The organism is Rhodococcus sp. 1R11 (genome assembly GCF_004563845.1).
Classification (GTDB): domain Bacteria; phylum Actinomycetota; class Actinomycetes; order Mycobacteriales; family Mycobacteriaceae; genus Rhodococcoides.
This window is the reverse complement of record NZ_SPNG01000001.1, coordinates 503,833-521,054: the sequence shown is the minus strand read 5'-3', so window position 1 is coordinate 521,054 and position 17,222 is coordinate 503,833. Positions and strand designations below refer to the sequence as shown.

At 63.7% G+C, this 17,222-nt stretch carries 20 protein-coding genes; 12 read left to right on the top strand and 8 right to left on the bottom strand.

Annotated elements, in window-relative coordinates:
- Positions 1–55 precede the first annotated feature (55 nt).
- Positions 56–757, bottom strand: coding sequence for a hypothetical protein (locus tag E4P29_RS02605; RefSeq protein WP_135041614.1), 702 nt, complete (start codon positions 755–757; stop codon positions 56–58).
- Positions 758–905: 148 nt separating this feature from the next.
- On the opposite strand from E4P29_RS02605, the gene E4P29_RS02600 reads away from it, so the two are divergent.
- From E4P29_RS02600 to E4P29_RS02590, 3 genes are all read left to right on the top strand, one after another.
- Positions 906–1,322: a DUF3151 domain-containing protein gene (locus E4P29_RS02600; RefSeq protein ID WP_027494301.1), complete on the top strand. Its 417-nt coding sequence runs from the start codon at positions 906–908 to the stop codon at positions 1,320–1,322.
- A 37-nt stretch (positions 1,323–1,359) separates the two neighbouring features.
- Entirely contained in the window at positions 1,360–2,454 is a 1,095-nt protein-coding gene (locus E4P29_RS02595) for an FUSC family protein (protein ID WP_094694098.1), read from the top strand.
- Between the two features lie 78 nt (positions 2,455–2,532).
- Complete coding sequence (locus E4P29_RS02590; protein ID WP_027494299.1) at positions 2,533–3,462, top strand: cation diffusion facilitator family transporter; 930 nt, start codon at positions 2,533–2,535, stop codon at positions 3,460–3,462.
- On the opposite strand, the gene E4P29_RS02585 is transcribed toward E4P29_RS02590, so the two are convergent.
- From E4P29_RS02585 to E4P29_RS02575, 3 genes are all read right to left on the bottom strand, one after another.
- Positions 3,452–3,919: a pyridoxamine 5'-phosphate oxidase family protein gene (locus E4P29_RS02585; protein ID WP_167735358.1), complete on the bottom strand. Its 468-nt coding sequence runs from the start codon at positions 3,917–3,919 to the stop codon at positions 3,452–3,454. The two genes, E4P29_RS02590 and E4P29_RS02585, sit on opposite strands and share 11 nt — an antisense overlap.
- A gap of 132 nt (positions 3,920–4,051) precedes the next feature.
- Complete coding sequence (locus E4P29_RS02580) at positions 4,052–4,825, bottom strand: site-2 protease family protein (protein ID WP_135041612.1); 774 nt, start codon at positions 4,823–4,825, stop codon at positions 4,052–4,054.
- The gene (locus E4P29_RS02575) at positions 4,822–5,487 is read right to left on the bottom strand and encodes a hypothetical protein (RefSeq protein ID WP_167735357.1); all 666 of its coding nucleotides are present in this window, start codon (positions 5,485–5,487) and stop codon (positions 4,822–4,824) included. The genes E4P29_RS02580 and E4P29_RS02575 overlap by 4 nt, the downstream gene beginning before the upstream one ends.
- Positions 5,488–5,690: 203 nt before the next feature.
- Here E4P29_RS02575 and E4P29_RS02570 point away from each other — a divergent pair, with 203 nt between their 5' ends.
- From E4P29_RS02570 to E4P29_RS02550, 5 genes are all read left to right on the top strand, one after another.
- On the top strand, positions 5,691–6,980 hold the full coding sequence (locus tag E4P29_RS02570; RefSeq protein ID WP_135041609.1) for an adenylosuccinate synthase: 1,290 nt from the start codon (positions 5,691–5,693) through the stop codon (positions 6,978–6,980).
- Between the two features lie 434 nt (positions 6,981–7,414).
- Positions 7,415–7,960 (top strand): alternate-type signal peptide domain-containing protein, encoded by a 546-nt coding sequence (locus E4P29_RS02565; RefSeq protein ID WP_167735356.1) that lies wholly within the window; start codon positions 7,415–7,417, stop codon positions 7,958–7,960.
- Positions 7,961–7,978: 18 nt separating this feature from the next.
- The gene (locus tag E4P29_RS02560; RefSeq protein ID WP_135041605.1) at positions 7,979–8,584 is read left to right on the top strand and encodes a hypothetical protein; all 606 of its coding nucleotides are present in this window, start codon (positions 7,979–7,981) and stop codon (positions 8,582–8,584) included.
- The gene (locus E4P29_RS02555; RefSeq protein WP_135041603.1) at positions 8,581–9,150 is read left to right on the top strand and encodes a signal peptidase I; all 570 of its coding nucleotides are present in this window, start codon (positions 8,581–8,583) and stop codon (positions 9,148–9,150) included. Before E4P29_RS02560 ends, E4P29_RS02555 begins: the two co-directional genes overlap by 4 nt.
- Positions 9,150–9,767 (top strand): SipW-dependent-type signal peptide-containing protein, encoded by a 618-nt coding sequence (locus E4P29_RS02550; RefSeq protein ID WP_135041601.1) that lies wholly within the window; start codon positions 9,150–9,152, stop codon positions 9,765–9,767. The genes E4P29_RS02555 and E4P29_RS02550 overlap by 1 nt, the downstream gene beginning before the upstream one ends.
- 936 nt (positions 9,768–10,703) lie before the next feature.
- Here the strand turns inward: E4P29_RS02550 and E4P29_RS26240 are convergent.
- Entirely contained in the window at positions 10,704–11,024 is a 321-nt protein-coding gene (locus E4P29_RS26240) for a hypothetical protein (RefSeq protein ID WP_245154117.1), read from the bottom strand.
- 73 nt (positions 11,025–11,097) lie between these two features.
- On the opposite strand from E4P29_RS26240, the gene E4P29_RS26235 reads away from it, so the two are divergent.
- A complete protein-coding gene (locus tag E4P29_RS26235) occupies positions 11,098–11,322 on the top strand; it encodes a hypothetical protein (protein WP_245154116.1) in 225 nt (74 codons plus the stop codon).
- 90 nt (positions 11,323–11,412) lie between these two features.
- Positions 11,413–11,853, top strand: a complete 441-nt coding sequence (locus E4P29_RS02540) for a hypothetical protein (RefSeq protein ID WP_135041597.1) — start codon at positions 11,413–11,415, stop codon at positions 11,851–11,853.
- A gap of 72 nt (positions 11,854–11,925) precedes the next feature.
- Here E4P29_RS02540 and E4P29_RS02535 read toward each other — a convergent pair whose 3' ends face one another.
- Positions 11,926–12,450, bottom strand: a complete 525-nt coding sequence (locus tag E4P29_RS02535) for a methylated-DNA--[protein]-cysteine S-methyltransferase (RefSeq protein ID WP_135041595.1) — start codon at positions 12,448–12,450, stop codon at positions 11,926–11,928.
- 90 nt (positions 12,451–12,540) lie between these two features.
- On the opposite strand from E4P29_RS02535, the gene E4P29_RS02530 reads away from it, so the two are divergent.
- Complete coding sequence (locus tag E4P29_RS02530) at positions 12,541–14,022, top strand: PLP-dependent aminotransferase family protein (protein WP_135041593.1); 1,482 nt, start codon at positions 12,541–12,543, stop codon at positions 14,020–14,022.
- An 84-nt stretch (positions 14,023–14,106) separates the two neighbouring features.
- Here the strand turns inward: E4P29_RS02530 and E4P29_RS02525 are convergent, their stop codons facing one another.
- Complete coding sequence (locus tag E4P29_RS02525) at positions 14,107–15,183, bottom strand: CaiB/BaiF CoA-transferase family protein (protein WP_135041591.1); 1,077 nt, start codon at positions 15,181–15,183, stop codon at positions 14,107–14,109.
- A 95-nt stretch (positions 15,184–15,278) separates the two neighbouring features.
- Here E4P29_RS02525 and purT point away from each other — a divergent pair, with 95 nt between their 5' ends.
- Positions 15,279–16,514 (top strand): formate-dependent phosphoribosylglycinamide formyltransferase, encoded by a 1,236-nt coding sequence (purT, locus tag E4P29_RS02520; RefSeq protein ID WP_135041589.1) that lies wholly within the window; start codon positions 15,279–15,281, stop codon positions 16,512–16,514.
- Here the strand turns inward: purT and E4P29_RS02515 are convergent.
- On the bottom strand, positions 16,486–17,181 hold the full coding sequence (locus tag E4P29_RS02515) for a type II CAAX endopeptidase family protein (protein ID WP_135041587.1): 696 nt from the start codon (positions 17,179–17,181) through the stop codon (positions 16,486–16,488). The genes purT and E4P29_RS02515 overlap by 29 nt on opposite strands.
- Positions 17,182–17,222 lie beyond the last annotated feature (41 nt).

Here is a 17,222-nt window from a genome sequence, read left to right as displayed (position 1 = left end):
GCCCCATGTGAGCGGAACCTCGTAGCCCACTACGAAGTTCCACTCACATGGGTACTCAGCTGCACACCTTCCACTGATCGCCGTCGAGGCTCAGGTCGAAGGTGCGCGGCGAGCGATCGTTCGGGTTGGCGTCCGTGTGGGCGATGACCTGGGCGATCGCCGTGGTGTCGTCGGTGACCTGGATGGCGTCGATGCTGTCGACGGTCGGGATGTTGCCCTGCTCCACGGACACCCGATGCACGTCGGCGAACTCCGTGTCCGGGATGTCGCGGTAGAACGTCGCCAGGTCTCCGCAGGACGTACTGCGCAGCGTGGCCAGATCTCCGGCGGCCAGCGCCCTGGTGAACGACTCGACGGTTGTGCGAATCTGCGCTTCCGGTGAGTCCTCGACGCCACCGCGGTCGACGAGCAGGAATGCTGCCGTCGCGACGCCCGCGATCACCACGACCGCTGCGATGAGCGCCGCCCACCACTTCTTGTGACTCGGCTTGCTCGACTCCGCAGCCGGCGGTCCGACGCGGCGTGGGCCGACCGGCTGGGGCCGAGCCTTCTGCGGTTCGATCTTTCTGGGCGCGATCTTCTGGGGCGCAATCTTCTGGGGCTCGGCTTTTCGAGGCGCAGCTACCGGCGAATCGGCCTCAGTTGCGGCGATCTTCTCGGTGGGGGCGTCCGTCGATTCGTCGGCCGGCTTCTTCTTGTTCAGGTCGATCTTGGTCGTGTCGGCCTCGGGGGTCGCATTCTTCTTCTCGTCCGGCATGCGTTCTCCCTCGTTCACCGAATTCCTCGAAAGCTGTAAGTCCGAAATTTCGTCAGCTGGCAGCCTATCGACCGCGTGTGCAGCGCAGCGTCAGCGCCGCCGGGGGTGTTCGGACACGATTGGGTGACGTAGGGGCACAATGATCGCCATGACTTCTTTCGGTGATCTGCTCGGACCTCAACCAACGCTGTTGCCCGGCGACGACGAGGCCGAATCCGCACTGCTGAATCACGAGGCTCCCGAGACGGTTGCTGCGGCCCATCCGACGGCGTCGATCGCGTGGGCGTACCTCGCCGAGGCCGCTCTCGAATCGGGTGCCACCATCACCGCGTACGCATATGCGCGTACCGGTTACCACCGAGGTCTTGACCAGTTGCGTCGTAACGGATGGAAGGGATTCGGGCCGGTCCCGTACAGCCATGAGCCCAACCGCGGATTCCTCCGATGCGTCGCAGTCCTCGCCAAAGCCGCCCGCGACATCGGCGAGCACGACGAGTACGCCCGCTGCCTCGACCTCCTCGAAGACTGTGACCCCAAAGCAGCGGAAGCGCTCGGCCTGGGCTGATCGGGCCCGCGCGAGCCGGACGCGTGGCCGAACCCGGATGAAGGCGGGTACCGAGCGCCTGCGGTTATCGCTGTTGCCCATCGTGCAGTGCGCGTTGGCGGCCGGGGTCGCGTGGTTCGTCGCCACGGATCTCGTCGGTCACGAACGACCGTTCTTCGCGCCCATTGCGGCCGTCGTCTCGCTCGGTGTGTCCCTCGGGGCACGGTTGCGTCGATCGGCCGAGCTGGTGGCCGGCGTGACGGTCGGCATCGGCGTCGGCGATCTGTTGATCTCGCTGATCGGTAGTGGGCCGTGGCAGATCGCGCTGGTGGTCGTGTTGGCGATGTCGGCTGCGGTGTTCCTCGACGGTGGTCCCATCATCGCGATGCAGGCCGGATCGTCCGCGGTGCTGGTGGCGACCCTCATTCCGCCGGGCAACATGGGTGGCCCCAACCGCATGGTCGACGCGTTGGTCGGTGGTCTGGTGGGCATCGCGATCGTGGCGTTGATTCCGACGCATCCGGTGTGGCGGGCGCGTAAGGATGCGGCGAACGTGTTGGCGACCGCGGCGAGCGTGTTGCAGAAGGTGGCCGACGGGTTGGTGGCCAACGATCCGAAGCCCATCGAGGATGCGTTGCGCAAGGCTCGGGCGACGCAGTCCGGCATCGATGCCCTGCGGACCGATCTCAAGGGCGGCCGGGAGATCGCGCGGATCTCGCCGATGTACTGGAGTCACCGCAACCGGTTGGCGGCCCTGGCAGCGACGGCCGACCCCATCGACAACGCGGTTCGCAACATCCGGGTGCTGGCACGGCGGTCGCTGACCTTGGTGCGCGACGACGAAATTCTCGATCCGCGGGTGGTCGACGAGGTGGAGAAGCTGGCGCATGCGGTGGAAGTCCTACGCCAGATGATTCTCGCCGATCCGGGGCAGAAGCCGGATGCGGCGGAGGCCGCGCGGGTGTTGCGGTCGGTCGCTGCCGGAGCGAAGCCGGAACTGATCTCGAACGCCGGGTTGTCGGCGACGGTGGTGCTCGCTCAGTTGCGGTCGATCATCGTCGATCTGTTGCAGGTCGCCGGGCTCAAGCGCATCTCTGCGCTGGCGACTCTGCCGCCGACGGTCAAGCATCCGCACGTCCCGCCGGAGTTGTGACCCGAGCACACCGTTGCATATATGCGTATGTACGCATATGGTGACTGCCTGAAGTCGTTGCAGTCACGAGGGGGAGTCATGGGCGCGGGTCACGGACACAGCCACGGCGTGGGTGGTCATTCGCCCGACGGCGCTGGACCGCCCAGATCTCGGGTTCGCAAGATGATCGTGGCGTTGGCCGTTCTGGTGGTGTTCCTGGTGGTCGAACTGACCGTGGCGCTGGCCATCGGCTCGCTCGGACTGCTCGCCGATGCCGGCCACATGCTCACCGACGTACTCGGGATGTCGATGGGCTTGATCGCTCTCGTCCTTGCGCGAAAGGGAAGTGCCGCAGCGGCAAGGACATTCGGTTGGCACCGTGCCGAGGTGCTCACCGCAATCGCGAATGCTGTTCTGCTGCTGGGCGTTGCGGCGTTCATCATGTACGAGGCGATATCTCGCATCGGCGACGCACCCGAGATTCCCGGTCTTCCGCTGATTCTCACCGCCGCGGCCGGTCTCGCCGCGAACATCGTCGTCATGATGCTCATCCGCGGCGATGCGAAGGATTCCCTGGCCGTTCGTGGTGCCTACATGGAGGTGCTGGCCGACGCCGTCGGCAGCGTCGGTGTGTTGGTGGGCGGTGTGCTCATGCTGGTGTTCGGGTGGACCTGGGTCGACATCGTCGTCGGCGTGCTCATCTCTCTGTGGGTGGTGCCGCGTGCGATCAAGCTCGCCGGGTCGGCACTGCGCATCCTCACTCAGGCGAGTCCTGCCGACGTCGACGTGGACGCGTTGACCGGAGATCTGAGCGCCCTTCCCGGAGTGACGGGAGTGCACGACCTGCATGTGTGGACTCTGACCACCGGAATGGACGTGGCCACTGTGCACCTGGAATGCGAGGGGTCGTCGTCGATGGTGCTCGATCGCGCGCGCTCGCTGCTGTCGACCTACGGACTCGACCACGCCACCGTGCAGGTCGAGCCGACCGCACACGGCCGAACCTGCAAGGAAGAGCTCACCTGGTGACGGTGCGTACCTCGGTTCCCGGACGCCAGACGTCGATCTGCATGTGATCGTCCACCAGTGACGTCAGTACCACTTCGCCGATGTCGAGATCGAACACGTGATACGGCACGAGTTCGCCGGGAGCCGCGTCGAATATCGGTTGCAGCACAGCAGGATCGGTGATCTCTGCGGCGATTCCGCTGATCTTCGCGTCGCCGCCCTCCATCGAATGGTGACCGGGATTGCTGTGCAGTGCGAATCGGCCGTCGCGCTGGAGATCTCGCGCTTTGGCGGCACCGAGCATCGAGCCGAGTCGCAGCACCCCGGTGTCCACGAACTCCACCTCGGTTCCGCTGACGCGTGGTGAGCCATCTGTTCGTAGCGTCGCGAGAACATGATGCTTGTGCGCGGTGAATCGAGCCCGCACCGCCGACGCGAGTGTCGGGGCCGCTGCCGAGAATTCGTTCCACGTCGTCATGCGCACATTATGCGAGCGACCACCGACACGAACGGGAGCGGTTGCACGGAACCTGCCCGAATGTTCGGAATCCCGCCGATTGCGCTCGATATCGTGCAGTGTTGCCCGCCGCTGACGCGGACGAACCAACTGTCAGGCCCAGAATCGCATCAGGTAGTTGCCGTTGCCGGCGAAGAACTCGGGGACCCCCGACAATCCGAACAGGGTGTAGATCGCTCCGAAGAAGGCGGCGTTGACGGCCGGTACGAAGAGCAGCGCAACGAGGACGAGAATTCCGTATCCCTTGAACTGGTTCAGCGACGCTCGGGTGGTGGGTGAGAGCGAGGGTTCGAGGGCGGCGTATCCGTCGAGTCCGGGCACCGGGATCAGGTTGAGGATCGTGGCCATGATCTGCAGGAACGCCAGGAAGCTGAGCCCGTACCAGAAAGCGGCGTTGGTGCCGTCGGTGCCGAACAGTTTGATGATCGTCAGAAGAACAACGGCGAGAACGGCATTCGCGAACGGGCCGGCCAGTGCGATGCGCCGTTGGGTCGACGCCGAGAACTGGCCGGTGCGCAGATAGACGGCACCGCCGGGCAGGCCGATTCCGCCGATCGCGATGAACACCACCGGGAGAACGATGGACAGCAGCGGGTGGGTGTACTTCAGCGGGTTCAAGGTCAGGTAGCCCCGGAGCTCGACTTCGCGATCACCGGCTCGAAACGCGGTGTAGGCGTGTCCGAATTCGTGCAGGCACACCGACGCGATCCACCCGGCGAGAACGAGTACGAACACCCCGATGCGCGCGGCGACGGACGTGACGTCTTCCGCCGTCCAGGCAAGGGCACCGCCGATTCCGGCAACGGCGAGCACCGCGACGAAGATCGGGCTCGGCAGGACGGGACTGCGCCGCAGCGGAACGGTCATCGGACCAACAACCACTCCTGATGGTGGCGGTAGAAGGTCGACCTCTTCACCGTCTTGCCGCCGGCGATGCCGTCGCGCGTCAGTTCGGCGGCGGGTGAGCCGAGTTGCATCGCGCGTCCGCTCACCCATCGGCGCGGGAGGAACCGGCGACGGCTGACCACGCGGGCGCGAAGGCCCGGCATGTCCGGGGTGGGGGCAACCTCGACGCCTGGTACGACTCCCGAGAACAACCGGGTGTCGTCGACGTAGGCCTCGCCCTCGAGGTCGGTTCCGTCGGCACCGCCGAGCAGTGCCCTCCCGACGACGGCCTTGCCTGCATCGTCGCGGATGAGGGGTGTGCTCGACGCCGTACCCGTCAGGGCGACCTTGGCGGCACGTGACCCGGTGCCCAGCTTGTAGATGTGCGCGGCATCGGTCGCGTTCTCCGGCACGAACGCGACCTCGACGTGCAGCCGTTCGGTGCGCATCAAGCGCGTCAGCAGCGCGGCGAGGGATGCATCGTCGCCCAGGACGATGATGCGTGGCTCGGGGGCGGATTCGATGTCGGAGAATATCGCGCTGCAGTCGTCGTCGGTCGGTACTGCGTCGGCGTTGCGCAGTGGGACGTCGGTCAGCGTGATCGGCAGCAGCGGGTTGCCGCACTGCAGAACGAACGGTGTCACGGCGCTCCTAGATCTTCCGATGAATCCTCGTCACGACCATAGTGCCCTCGTTCGGCGTCGACCGTAGCGGCATGCGGGCCAGCTCACCGCCTCGGCTAGACTGTTCCCCCGGCCACTGTCGCGCCTGCGACGAATGGTGACTGCTGCATTCGCTCGAGTACATCTGCAGCACGTCCTTGCACGAAAGCAACGTAGGAGAGCACATGCCGGCGATAGTCCTGATCGGCGCCCAGTGGGGCGACGAAGGCAAAGGCAAAGCCACCGACCTGTTCGGCGAACGACTTCAGTGGGTGGTTCGCTACCAAGGCGGCAACAACGCCGGCCACACCGTCGTCCTTCCCAACGGCGACAAGTTCGCACTGCACCTGATCCCGTCGGGCATTCTCACGCCGGGCGTCAAGAACGTCATCGGTAACGGTGTCGTCGTCGATCCGGGTGTGCTGCTCACCGAGCTCGACGGCCTCGAGAAGCGTTCCGTCGATACCTCGAACCTGCTGCTCAGCGCCGATGCGCACCTGATCATGCCGTACCACGTGGCCATCGACAAGGTCACCGAGCGGTTCCTCGGAGCCAAGAAGATCGGCACCACCGGGCGTGGCATCGGCCCGTGCTACCAGGACAAGCTCGCCCGTGTCGGTGTGCGTGCGGCAGATGTGCTCGACGAGAAGATCCTGACCCAGAAGGTCGAGGCCGCACTGGAATTCAAGAACCAGGTGCTCTCGAAGATCTACAACCGCCGGGCGCTGGATCCGCAGCAGGTCGTCGACGAGGTGCTCGAGCAGGCCGAGGGATTCAAGCACCGCATCACCGATACGCGCCTCCAGCTCAACCTCGCGCTCGAGCGTGGCGACACCATTCTGCTCGAGGGATCGCAGGGCACGTTGCTCGACGTCGACCACGGCACCTATCCGTACGTGACGTCGTCGAACCCGACGGCAGGCGGCGCGTCCGTCGGCTCCGGCATCGGCCCGAACAAGATCACCACGGTGCTCGGCATCCTCAAGGCGTACACGACGCGTGTCGGTTCGGGTCCGTTCCCCACCGAGCTGTTCGACAACCACGGTGAGTACCTGGCCAAGCAGGGCGGCGAAGTGGGCGTCACCACCGGTCGCGCCCGACGTACGGGCTGGTTCGACGCAGTCATCGCTCGGTACGCCACGCGCGTCAACGGCATCACCGACTACTTCCTGACCAAGCTCGACGTGCTCTCCAGCCTGGACACAGTGCCCATCTGCGTCGCCTACGACGTCGACGGCGTCCGTCACGACGAAATGCCGATGACGCAGACCGGCTTCCATCACGCGAAGCCGATCTACGAAGAAATGCCCGGTTGGTGGGAAGACATCTCCGGTGCCCGGACATTCGAAGAACTGCCGATCAACGCGCAGAACTACGTCTTGCGTCTCGAGGAACTGTCGGGCGCGTACATGTCGTGCATCGGTGTGGGACCGGGCCGGGACGAGACCATCGTTCGCCGAGACATTCTGCGGTAGCGAGAACCAGCAAGATCGAAGCCCCGAGGCGTCATGCCTCGGGGCTTTTTGCTGTCTCCCCGCGGTCTGAAGCCCCCGGATTCGCCGATCGGGCCAAAAAAACTTCAGGTCGGATTTTTGCCCTGGCCCGCAGTCGTCTCTTCGGGTTTCGGCCGCTGTCCAGACATCGTGCAAAGTCCGATTCGACCGATTCCAGAGACGCTTCATCTTTACAGCCTTACTGTAGATGTAACTGCCGGTATTGAGGCGGTCCACAAAATCGGGCCTAAGAAAACTCTCGGACTTTTATTCCGAGAGGGGTAACAGACCGTCCGGTTTAGGAGAAACAATGGTCGACGCACCCTGTTGCGCAGCCCTTTTGGCGTATGGGCACCGACCCTCTCGGGTCCCCTCCTCGGCCTGTTCGTTGCGGCCACCGAAGAAAGCGAAATCGAATGAACAAGGCAACCAAGGGTTCACTTGCTGCAGGAGCTGCAGTGGTACTGCTGCTCGGTGGTGCGGGTTCGTACGCACTGTGGAGTGACACCGAAACTCTGCCGCTCGGACCGATTTCGACAGGCGTTCTCAAGCTCGAGCCCGTCGCTGCAGGCGTGTGGACCGACGTTTCCCCGATCGGCCCCAAGACCGATCCGGTGACGATCGGAAGCTTCAACCTGGTTCCGGGCGACGTGCTGTCCTACGACGCCACGTACCGCGTTGACGCGGAAGGTAACAACCTTCAGGCCACATTGGTGCCGGATGCGGCGTCGATCACCTACGGCACGGGCATCTCGGCCACCGAGGTCACCGTCGCTCTCGCCACGACCATCGGGGGTCAACCGATCCCGAATGTCTTGACGTCGGCCAATAACGGGAACATTCTCACCGTGAAGGTGTTGGTCACGTTCAACGCGGGGACCGAACTGCTTGTCGGACAAGATACGTCGGTCAACCTGGCCAATTTTCGTGTCGTGCTCCAGCAGACCCGCACGAACCCCTGATCCTTTCGTTTGCCTGAAGTGAGCATCAAGTCTCCTGAGAACAGGACGCTGCTTGTGTCGGCGCTTATCGTCGTAGTGGCTGCATTGGCCTTCGGGTCAGTGCAGTCCACCGCTGCGTTATGGCGCAGCGAAGCGACCGGTCAGAACGCGGCGACGATCAGAACCGGCAAGCTCCAGTTGACCGCAGGTTCCGGCACGGTTCAGTCGACGGCTTACCCTTTCACCGACTTGAAGCCTGCGAACCTCATTCAGACCGGCGATTTCGTGCAGCGTCCGCTCCTGATCAAGAACGGTGGCACAATTCCCCTGAAGTTTCGATTGGGGACCGCCCAAGTGAACTTCACCGCGGCCGGTACCGGGACCGTGCATTTGGATCTGCTCCGAGTGGCGAATTCGGCTGCATGCCCTACAACCGGCACACTGCCGACCGGGTCTGCGACCCTGCTCAATTCCGATGTCGCGACGAGCGTTCCGGTAGCGGGAACGTCGCCGTGGCTTTCGCTGGCTGCTTTGGAAACCACTACTATTTGTGTGCGATCGACGTTGGTGCAAGCGCCCAAAGTTCAGATCAAATACACCCACTTATTTACGTTTCAAGCGCAACAGGCGAAGAACAATCCATGATTACTGATGAGCAGTCGACCGAAGACGAAGCCAGCGGCCCCCGTTGGTGGCTCGGTCGTGTGCTGTCTTGGGTAGTACTGCTCTTCGTTGTAGCCATCCTGCTGGCGACTATTGTTGTCCCGAAATTCAGCGGAGCAATGCCGTATACGGTGTTGACGTCTTCAATGATTCCCACGTACCCGCCGGGCAGTCTGATAGTGGTTCGCGAGGCCGATGTCGAGAATCTAGGAGTGGGTCAATCGGTGACCTATCAGATCAAATCCGGTGAGCCAGACGTCATCACCCATAGAATTGTCGCCACAACCTACGACAAAGACGGGGACCAGCTCTATATAACGCAGGGCGACAACAACAACGCACCCGACGACAATCCGGTAAAGCCGGGTCAGATTCGCGGCACCGTGTGGTACAGCATTCCGTACATGGGATACGTCAACAACTGGATTACGGGTGAGCGCAGATCGGTGTTCGTCGGCGTCGTCGTTGCGGGTCTGGTGGTGTTCGCGTTCTCTCAGTTCGTGGGTGCGGGCATCGAGTGGAAACGCGCACGGAAGATCGATAAGTAATGGGCACCCACGCTGCGACCCGATCCCGCCGGAGCCGGCTGGGCTGCATACTGATCAGTGCACGCTTCCGTGCACTGTTGTCTCTCGGAATGGTGCTCGGTCTCGGCGTGGTCGGGACGATGGCTGCATGGTCAACGAGTGCGACTGCGGGCTCTGGCGAATTCTCAACTGGGACAGTCGATATCAACCTCAACGGCAACGAAGGTTTGACCGCGGTAAACGCATACAACTTCACGACCGGTTCGGTACTTCCAGGCAAGAGCGTGGCTCAGGTGATTGCAGTTCGAAACACTGGTTCGCTGGCACTCAACTATGGGGTCACGGTGTACGGCTCCGGCACGCTGTTGCCCTGGCTCACAGTCACCGCGCAGGCCGGCGGGTCGGTGTCCGACGGCATATGCGTTGGCGGCACCGGGCAAGCCTCTGTCTCATCCGTTCCCACCAATCCACTGACGCCCGCAACTCTGAGCACGGCCGCGGGACAAGTAGGTTCAGCAACGGGAACGGCGAACTACTGTGTACAGGCGAGTCTGTCGTTACTGACACCAGCGACATTCCAGGCGGCGACCGCGGAGCTGGTCTTGCTCTTCACGGGGACCGGGGTGTCCAGTGCCTGAGACAAAAAGGGGCCTGGGCGGCACCATCAGGGAGGCCGCCCTGACAACCGGTGCTCTCCTTGGTCTGATATGCGTGACCGCCGCGGTTGCTGCTCTCGTGTTCGGGGTTACCCCGTTGGTGTTTCGATCCGGTTCGATGGCACCAGCGATGAACACCGGATCGTTAGCACTCGCTCAGACCGTTCCCGCCGTAGACATAGCTATCGGCGATGTGATCAGCGTTGTGCGTACCGACGGAACCAACATCACCCACAGGGTTGCGGATATCGTTGACGTCAATGGCAATACCGTTGAGTTGGTCCTGAAAGGTGACGCTAATAGTATTGCCGATTCAGACACGTACATAATCACCGAGGCCGACCGCATCTTCGTGAATGTGCCCTACGCGGGTTATTTCGTCACGTGGTTGAGCACCCCGTACGCGTCGGTGATCGGCGCGATACTGTCTGGATCTTTGATGCTGATCGCGTGGCGACCCTCCGGCAAGGCCAACCCGCCCAAGCATTCTTCGGTAGAAAAACTTTCCGCGAAACACTCTGTTGTCGCATTCGTAGTGCTGGTGACGGTCACTGCGAGTTCGATCGGGGTAGGAATATCTCGGACCGAGACGACCCTGGCAGCGAGCACTGATCTCGCCTACGCCAAGACGACCCTGACAGCTGGGACTGTGGTGCTGCCCGCTAGTTTTACGTGCGGGGGCGGTGGGCTTTTAACTCCCGTTATCTTCACATGGCCGAATCCCAATTCCGCGTACACGTATACCCTCGACTTCGGGCCCGTCGGGGGCGCTCCCACAGCTCAATTCGAGGTTGCCCCTTCTGCCGGTACCACATCGACGTTCAGCTCAGCCAATATCGGTGGACTTCTCGCTCTTGGTACATACCAATTGACGCTGAAAGCCAAGGTCGGAAATTTTTTGGCCACAGGCTCCCGCACTCACTCATTCTCCCGTCTCAATCTCGCGCTCGGTGTGACAAGCAGTTGCGGGTCTCCGTCGTCCACCACGGCAGGCATCGCTGCCCGAAGCGCACCCGCCCCTGCGACACCAACCGAATCCGCGCCGCCGGCCACGTCGACAGCCATCACTACCGCCCCTCCGGCAACGACCACGACTGTTCCCCCGACCACTACGTCAGTTCTTCCGTCCGCGACGACTGTTCCCGCAACAGCGACGACGACTGTTCCCGCAACATCGACGACGACCGTCCCGCCGCCGCCATCGACAACGACTACCACTACGAATACGACCCCTGCCATTCTTGCGGCACCGAAGTCGTCCCCATCGGGTGCCTCAGCTGCCCGTGTCGTCGATGTCGACGGCTCTCCGACGTTGCAGATCGTCGACACCGCCGACATCGTTCAGTACAGCGCTCCCGCTACCTCGAGCGAGGCGTACGGCTACGGCGTGCAGTGGGCGGCCGGGGATCAGCTGTGGTTGCTCGGACCGGATCAGTTGGTTCGGCTGGACGCGTCGGGTGGAAGCTGGTCTCGAACGGTCGTCGACCCCGCAGCGACGGATGAGGTCCCCGCCGAGATTCTCGACCTTCTCCAATAGCGGAGACGCCACATATATCTCCGAATCGGAGTGCGCGTTTGCGCAACGGGTGGATAATCGAGGCCAAGTAAAGCGACGGAGGGCCGGTCGATGACTGAAAATTACAATGGCTTGGAAGTTTTCAGCTACCAATTCGATCGGTTTGCTTACGAACACTCGTGGATCGGGGCGCAGACCGGAGAATTCATGCTCGGTCCTCAGGGTGGCGGCATGTTGGAGTTCTCGCGCGCGATGGTGTTCGCCCTCCCCGAGGGTGGTGCGCACGAAGTGCACGGACCCATCCTGGAGTGGTACCTCTCGCACGGCGGACCCTATGGCGCACTTGGCTATCCGATCAGCAACGAGCGCCCGACGCCCACTGGTTCCGGACGCTACAACCTGTTTCAGCGGGGAGCGATCGGCTGGCTACCGGATACGGGCGCATTCACCATCGGCGGTAGAGAAGAGGATTCTGATGTCAGTCCGGGTCCCGACGCCGCGACGGTCTCCGTTGTCGACGCCTCGATGTCATCGGTCGGCATATCTGGCTGACAAAGCCAACTTCAGTCCTGTTTTTCATTGATTTATTCGGTCGAGAAGTATCTTTGGCGATTACCGATGAATTCAGAACAGCGTCGGCTCGTCGAATCCGGCGACGCCCTCGATGCCGAGAATTCGTTGTTTCGTATTCGCCCCTCCTGGAGCGGAGAAGCCACCGACCTCTCGGCCCGCGCCGAGGACGCGATGGCACGGAACGATGATCGGCACCGGGTTGCGGCCCAATGCCCCGCCCACCGCCTGTGCTGCACCCGGCAGCCCGAGTCGACGCGCGACATCTCCGTACGTCAGCGTCGCGCCCCTGGGGATCGCACTGCACACGCCGTAGACCGAGGCGTCGAACGCCGATGCGTTCAGCACCAACGGGATCGGGCTCATGTCCACGGCGCGGCCGGCGAGGAGCGCCACGATTCGATCGATCGCGTCCGCGGCGAGAGCGTCGACCGGTCCTAGGCCAGCGGCAAAGCCGGCCAGGTAATCGAGCATCGCCTCGTCCGACGGCTCGGGTAGTGCCACGGCAATCACGCCGTCTGCGCTCCAGGCAAGACCGCATCGCCCGATGGCCGTGTCGAAGAGGGTGCTGCTGGGCATGGGTCGAGTATCCACCGGACGCCGACAGGCAGTCCAGTCGAACGACCAATGGACTTGAAAGTTCGATGCCAGTGGGTGAATATGGGCTGTATGGCCTCCAGAGTGCTCAATGCGACGTCACTGGCACGAGATCTCGGAAGCTGGCGCGGCGACGCGTCGGCCGATGGATCCGGCAGGCGCAAGGCCTCCCGTCCCACGTACAGGGCTCTCGCAGACGGAGTTCGACTGCTCATTCACGACGGCCGCATCCCGTTGGGTGTCGGGTTGCCGAGTGAACGCGATCTGTCCGCTGCTCTCGATCTGAGTCGTACCACGATCACCTCCTCGTATTCGGTGCTGCGCGACGAGGGTTATCTCATCAGTAAGCAGGGATCGCGCAGTACTGTGGCGTTGCCTGCTGCGCCGACCCCCAACGGAATGCTGATTCAGTCGACGTCACCGTCGGGTCCGGTGGTGGACATGAGTCATGCGGCCATGTCGGCGGCCGACGGAACGATGACGGCAGCGTACGAGTCTGCGCTGCAAGCACTTCCGACGTATCTTCCCACTCACGGTATGGAGCCCATCGGGCTGGCTGTGCTGCGGGAGGCCATCGCGCAGCGTTTCGTCGAACGTGGGTTGCCCACCACCGCCGATCAGATCATGGTCACTTCGGGTGCGCAGCAGGCGGTTCGGTTGCTGCTGGGTACGCTGACCTCGCCCGGCGACCGCGTCCTGATCGATCACCCGACGTACCCCAACGCACTCGAGGCCATCAGGCGCGTCGGTGCCCGGCCCGTACCGGTGCCGGTGCGTCCGGTCGAGGGTGATTGGGATCTCGACGGAATCCGCAGTGCGGCAAGGCAAACCGCCGCGAAGGTGGCGTACTTGATTCCGGACTTCCACAACCCCACCGGGCAGATGCTCGACGCGGAGGGGAGGGCCGAGCTCGCGCGCATCACCCGCGATACCCGGATGACGCTCATCGTCGACGAAACCATGGTGGACCTGTGGCTCGATGCGCCACCGCCGCCACCGGTCGCGTCGTTCGGGCGGGTGTCGGGATCGGACATCGTGACGATCGGGTCGGCGTCGAAGTCGTTCTGGGGCGGACTGCGTATCGGATGGATCAGGGCGCATCCATCGCTCGTGTCGCAGCTCGCCGGCTCGCGAGCAGCACACGATCTCGGTACCTCGATCGTCGATCAACTGGCGTCGTCGTTCCTGCTGCAGGATGCCGAACCTGCTCTGGAGGTCCGTCGATCCCAGCTGCGCGAGCGTCGAGATGTGCTCGAAGATGCTCTGGCCGAACATGTTCCGGAGTGGAAGTACCGGCGCTCGGAGGGCGGGATGTCGCTGTGGCTTCAGCTCCCCGCTCCGGTATCGAGTGCGCTGGCCGCTACTGCGCCTGCATTCGGGGCAGTGTTGGCCGCGGGTCCACGGTTCGGAGTCGAGGGTGCGTTCGAGCGTTACCTTCGGCTGCCGTACACCCGTGAGCCGCAAGAGCTTCGGGCCGCAGTCGCGGCCACCGCCGCGGCGTATCGAGCCTTGGCCCCGAGCGTCGAATCCGAACAGCCGGCCCTGGTGTTCTGACCGGCGGTGTTCTGACCGCGAACTCGAAGTTATGGACGAAAATCAGCCGAAAAGCGTCCATAACTTCGAGTTCGGCGCAAACAACTAGGCCCAGACGGATGCGATGTCGGTGGCGGTGGCCGGCGGTGGCGTCGGGACGCCGTTTTCGGTGCGGGAGAACCGCGGTGCCGGTCGGTGCTGCGTGACGCCACCGATGTCGATGAGTGAGTCTCGGTCCTTCATGTGCCGGTGGTTCGGAGCCTCGGCGAAGGTAAGGACGGGGGAGACGCAGGCGTCGGTGCCGTCGAAGATCGCGGCCCATTCGTCGCGGGTCTTGGTCAGGAATGTCGCGGTGAACGTCTCGCGCAGTTCCGGCCAGCGCGACTTGTCCATCTGTGACGGTAGGTCAGCATCGGAGAGGCCGAGACCGGTCACGAGCTGGGCGTAGAACTGCGGTTCGAGGGACCCGACCGCCATGTACTTGCCGTCGGACGTCTCGTACGTGTCGTAGAACGGCGCGCCGGTGTCGAGCAGGTTGACGCCGCGGTCGTCGCTCCATGCTCCGACGCCTCGCCAGGCCCAGATCATGTGCGACAGTGCCGCGGTGCCGTCGACCATGGCCGCGTCGACGACCTGGCCCTGTCCCGAATTCTGTCGTTCGTACAGTGCCGCCATGATGCCGAAGACGAGGAACATCGATCCGCCGCCGAAATCGCCGACCATGTTCATCGGTGGTACCGGTCGTTCGCCGTCGCGGCCGATGGCGTTGAGGACGCCCGTGACGGAGATGTAGTTGATGTCGTGGCCGGCGGTCTGCGCCCAGGGGCCTTGCTGCCCCCAGCCCGTCATGCGGCCGTAGACCAGGCGCGGGTTTCGGGCGAGGGCGTCGTCGGGCCCGAGTCCGAGTCGTTCGGTGACGCCGGGGCGGAAGCCTTCGATCAAGACGTCAGCGCGTTCGATCAGGCCGAGGACCTTCTCGATGTCGGCGGGATCTTTGAGGTTCGCCTCGACGATCGTGCGGCTGCGCAGCTGGTGATCCTCGGACGAGATCTGTCCGGCGCGCTGGACTCGGACGACGTCTGCGCCGAGGTCGGCGAGCAGCAGCGCTGCGTGCGGGCCGGGCCCGATACCAGCGAGTTCGACGACGCGGAGCCCTGCGAGCGGTCCACCAGTGTTAGCCACGTTTGTTGCCTCGTTCCGACTCGTCAGCTGCGATAGTGAATGGAGACTAACGTGTACTAGGGCGTCCAAGTGATGTGGGTGTGGATAATGGGGCTGTGACTGCCCCAGATCCCGTCCGCATCGGTACTCCACTGACTCCCGGTGCGACCCGGGTCATGCTCCTCGGGGCAGGTGAGCTGGGCAAAGAGGTCATCATCGCGTTCCAGCGCCTCGGTGTCGAGGTGATTGCCGTCGACCGTTACGACAATGCCCCGGGTCATCAGGTGGCGCATCACGCGTACACGATCGACATGAGCAACCCCGAAGAGCTGCTGGCCCTGATCGATGCTCAACAGCCGGACTTCGTCGTCCCGGAGATCGAAGCCATCGCCACCGACGCGCTCGCCGAAGTAGAGGCGAAAGGACGCTCGGTGGTCATTCCTACCGCGCGCGCAACACAATTGACGATGAACCGCGAAGGAATCAGACGGCTCGCGGCCGAGGAACTCGGCCTGCCGACCTCGCCGTACGCGTTCGCCGACTCGCTGGACGAGGTCCGACAAGCGTTGTCCCGCATCGGCTTCCCGGCCGTCATCAAGCCGGTGATGTCCTCGTCCGGCAAGGGTCAGTCGGTGGTACGAACCGAAGCCGACGTGGAGACGGCGTGGGACTACGCGTTGAAGGGTGGCCGGGTGGACCTCGGCCGCGTCATCGTCGAGGGATTCGTCGATTTCGATTACGAGATAACACTTCTCACCGTGCGCGCGACCGACGGGACGTCGTTCTGCGAGCCGATCGGCCATCTGCAGGAGTCGGGCGACTACATCGAATCCTGGCAGCCACAACCGATGTCCGACGCGGCACTCGCGTCGGCACGCGAAGTGGCCGAGAGAATCACGACGGCACTCGGCGGTCGGGGACTGTTCGGCGTGGAGCTGTTCGTGCAGGGCGACAACGTCTACTTCTCCGAGGTCAGTCCCCGGCCGCACGATACCGGCCTGGTAACGCTTCGTACGCAACGGTTCTCGGAGTTCGAGCTGCATGCCCGCGCCGTTCTCGGGCTACCGATCGACACGACGCTGCTCTCGCCGGGAGCGTCGGCGGTCATCTACGGCGGTGTCGATGCGGACGGCATCGCATTCGAAGGCGTCGCCGATGCCCTGGCGGTTCCCGAAACCGACCTTCGACTGTTCGGCAAGCCCGCCAGCTTCGTCCGGCGGCGAATGGGTGTTGCGGTGTCCACCGCGTCGGATATCGAGACCGCGCGAAGCCGGGCCCGCGAGGCAGCCGGGAAGGTACGACCGACCGTCTGGATAGCGGCACCTAGATTGCGGCCACCACTGCCGCGGTAGCAAGGGCGTTGTTCATCGTGTGCAGTGCGATGCCCGGAATCAACGATCGGTGCAGTCGAACCAGCAGGGCCGCGGCAGAGCCTATGCAGACCATGATCAGCACGATGGCGGGCAGCACGTGGACGGCCCCGAAACACACCGCGGATCCGAGAACCGCGATCTGCCATCGTGTTCGGGTGTCGAACCACCCGAATATCACCCGACGGAAGAGGACTTCCTCGAGTACCGGTGCGATCAGCACAGTGCAGACGATGGTGAGAGCGCCGGCGACCACACCCACGTCGAGTGCATCGAGGGTCGACGCGCTTCCGCCGGCATCGGAGGCGGGAGCTATGTCGACAGCGCCGGCGAGTGCAATGCCGACGCCCATGGCGGCGATCCACGCGACGGGTACTTCCCACAGCAGGTGCCACAGCGAGCGTGGGCCCGACGAGAGCTGCAGGTCCTTCCACGTCCAGCCGCGGCGACTCAACGACTGCCACAAGGCAAGTGCGAACACCGCCGTCGCCAGCGGAATGGCGTAGCCGAGCACCCAATTCAGGTCGAACACACCGACGAGAAGCACGACCGCGGCCACCACAGCGATGGCACCGACGAGCAGGCTGCCGATGGACAGCAGGGCGTCGCCGCCGGAAACAGGACGTTCGAAAGTCGCGGTTCGGGGCACAGGCGTCAACTTACCGGCGATCGGCGTGCACACTTGACCAC

What these genes read in the sequence shown, in the direction of transcription:
- E4P29_RS02565 (WP_167735356.1), top strand. Translation starts at nt 7,415, where the DNA reads ATGAACAAGGCAACCAAGGGTTCACTTGCTGCAGGAGCTGCAGTGGTA.
- E4P29_RS02530 (WP_135041593.1), top strand. Translation starts at nt 12,541, where the DNA reads ATGGCCTCCAGAGTGCTCAATGCGACGTCACTGGCACGAGATCTCGGA.
- E4P29_RS02605 (WP_135041614.1), bottom strand. Translation starts at nt 757, where the DNA reads ATGCCGGACGAGAAGAAGAATGCGACCCCCGAGGCCGACACGACCAAG.
- E4P29_RS02540 (WP_135041597.1), top strand. Translation starts at nt 11,413, where the DNA reads ATGACTGAAAATTACAATGGCTTGGAAGTTTTCAGCTACCAATTCGAT.
- E4P29_RS02570 (WP_135041609.1), top strand. Translation starts at nt 5,691, where the DNA reads ATGCCGGCGATAGTCCTGATCGGCGCCCAGTGGGGCGACGAAGGCAAA.
- E4P29_RS02550 (WP_135041601.1), top strand. Translation starts at nt 9,150, where the DNA reads ATGGGCACCCACGCTGCGACCCGATCCCGCCGGAGCCGGCTGGGCTGC.
- E4P29_RS02555 (WP_135041603.1), top strand. Translation starts at nt 8,581, where the DNA reads ATGATTACTGATGAGCAGTCGACCGAAGACGAAGCCAGCGGCCCCCGT.
- E4P29_RS02600 (WP_027494301.1), top strand. Translation starts at nt 906, where the DNA reads ATGACTTCTTTCGGTGATCTGCTCGGACCTCAACCAACGCTGTTGCCC.
- E4P29_RS02585 (WP_167735358.1), bottom strand. Translation starts at nt 3,919, where the DNA reads ATGACGACGTGGAACGAATTCTCGGCAGCGGCCCCGACACTCGCGTCG.
- E4P29_RS26240 (WP_245154117.1), bottom strand. Translation starts at nt 11,024, where the DNA reads ATGGCAGGGGTCGTATTCGTAGTGGTAGTCGTTGTCGATGGCGGCGGC.
- E4P29_RS02535 (WP_135041595.1), bottom strand. Translation starts at nt 12,450, where the DNA reads ATGCCCAGCAGCACCCTCTTCGACACGGCCATCGGGCGATGCGGTCTT.
- E4P29_RS02590 (WP_027494299.1), top strand. Translation starts at nt 2,533, where the DNA reads ATGGGCGCGGGTCACGGACACAGCCACGGCGTGGGTGGTCATTCGCCC.
- E4P29_RS02580 (WP_135041612.1), bottom strand. Translation starts at nt 4,825, where the DNA reads ATGACCGTTCCGCTGCGGCGCAGTCCCGTCCTGCCGAGCCCGATCTTC.
- E4P29_RS02595 (WP_094694098.1), top strand. Translation starts at nt 1,360, where the DNA reads ATGAAGGCGGGTACCGAGCGCCTGCGGTTATCGCTGTTGCCCATCGTG.